This window comes from Bradyrhizobium sp. Kon69 (genome assembly GCF_055807515.1).
This window is the reverse complement of the sequence record NZ_JBVVOS010000072.1, coordinates 1-2,359: the sequence shown is the minus strand read 5'-3', so window position 1 is coordinate 2,359 and position 2,359 is coordinate 1. Positions and strand designations below refer to the sequence as shown.

Below are 2,359 nucleotides of genomic sequence, written 5' to 3'. Positions count from 1 at the left end.
GCGACGACCTCGGGCGGCACCAGCGTTGCGTCGACGGCCCTGGCCGTCACGATCGATACGCACGCGCCGGGTGTGCCCTTCGAGGCCGGCGACTCAATCGTCAACGGCAACCAGGTGGTGTTAACAGGCACGGCCGAAGCAAACAGCACGGTCCAGGTGTACGATGGCGCGACCCTCGTCGGGACGGGAACGACGAACTCCTCAGGGAACTGGACCGTTACGACGGTCGGACTATCAGAAGGAGCTCATTTCCTGACAGCAACGGCAACCGACGTCGCAGGCAATGTCAGTGCGCTTTCACAGCCCCTGGATCCAGTCATCGGTGCTGCAGTTCCTGCCACTCCAACGATCGCTTCGTTCACGACCGACAGCGGCGTTGTCGGTGACCACACCACCAACGACAACACACTGACGCTGACCGGCTCGGCCGTTGCCAGCAGCACTGTGAAAATATTCGATGGTTCGAGCCAATTGGGTACGGCCAATGTGGATGGTAGCGGGAACTGGTCATTCACAACTGCGGCGCTCGGTGACGGAGGCCACATCCTCACGACGCAGGATGTCGATTCTTCGGGGCAGGTTAGCCTCGCATCGGCGCCCCTGTCGATCACGATCGATACACACGCCCCGGTTGCTCCGACCATTGGTGCGTATTCGCAAACAGGATCGTCGGTGGGAAGCACGACGACCCTTAACGACCTCGTGCTGAAGGGATCCGCGGAGGCCAATAGCTCAGTCAAGATCTTTGACAACTCAACCCAGATCGGGACCGCGACCGCGGACAGCAGTGGCGCGTGGAGCTTCGATACCGGCGTGCTGTCGAATGGAGCTCAGAAATTTACGGCGACGACAACGGATGCGGCAGGAAACGTGAGTGCGGCATCCGCCGGTCTCAACGTGACGGTCAATTCGGCATCCTCAAGCTACGCAGATGGATCGAGCAGTGCGCATACCGGCACGCCACAGCTGGCGTCGTTGCTGGACAGCTATGCGGTTCGCCCACCCTGGCAGGTCGCGGGCGTAGACTACGCGGTTGGTGTTCCGGCGGGCACGGCGCTCAAGGATCCGAGCGTTGCTGCAAATCTTCCGGCTGGCGTATCGATCGACACTGCCAACCATGTCGTGAGCATCCTTGGTAACAACGTTACGCTTGACGGTTTCGACTTCTCGCTGAGTGGCGGTTGGACAGTCGTCGTCAAGCCGGGAACTACGGGCACGACGACGATCGAGAACTGCAACTTCTCGCTTGGCGCAAACCAGCCCGTTGCCATCGATGCAGGTTCGACCAACGTGGGAAATCTCACGGTGTTGAACTGCTCCTTCGACGGAAATCAGATGAATATTCCGTCGGTGCAGCCGCCGCCGGCAGGAACGGGACTGGGCGCCGCCATCAACTATAATGGCACTGGCACGTTCGTCGCCAAATACAACTACATTCACGACATGCCCGCCGATGGTATCGATTTGGGCAACGGGACTGTTACACCTACGATCCAATACAACGTCTTTGAGGGCTTGGGGTATACGCCGGGGTCGCATCCTGACCCCATCCAGTTTGTTGGCGACGTCGTGAATAATGCGATGATTGCCTATAATACAATCTATCAACCTCAGGGAGTTGAACCGAACGAAGGGCTCGCCGTTCAAGCCCAACTCGGCTCGACGATTACCAATACGACTATCGCCAACAATGTTATCATCGCGACCGGCCCTAACATGTCGATCTCGTTGAACATTGGGCTGTTCCAAGACAGCGGAAACGTCCTCAATGGAGTGATTGTCAGCAACAACTACGTCGATCCCACGGGTACCTTCACGGATACGGGCTTTGGCGATCTGCCCTCGGAAGTGCAGGGATCAAATCTCACCATCGAAAACAACATCAATCTCCTGACTGGCAAGAAGACGGGCCCCACGGCCGGCAGCTTTGCGACAACCGATGTTGTCAGCGTCGTTCCTTCGCCGAGTTCGGGGACTGAGGGCGTTGGAACCTCGATCGTATTCACCGTCAAGTTCGACCAAGCCATGACTGTGACCGGCAAGCCGTCGTTGGTCCTGAATGACGGAGGTGTGGCGACATACACAGGGGGGGCAGGCACCAACACGCTGACGTTCAGCTATACTGTCGCTGCGAGCGATACCAAGGTGTCTGCACTGGCCATCACCCAGGTCAACTTGGCGAATGGTGCGAAAATCGCCAATTCGCTTGGGGATGCGGCCGAACTCACCGGCGCGTTGAAGACCTTTACTGGCCTGCAGGTAGATCCTGGCACGACCTCCACCCCGACCCCGCCTGCGGCGCCGACGATCGCTTCGTTCACGACCGACAGCGGTGTTGTCGGCGACCACATCACCAACG

General features: G+C 58.8%; 1 protein-coding gene. It reads left to right on the top strand.

From position 1 onward, the window contains the following. A partial coding sequence (locus AC0L3U_RS38185) for an Ig-like domain-containing protein (protein WP_473364930.1) occupies positions 1 to 2,359 on the top strand: 2,359 nt, incomplete at both ends.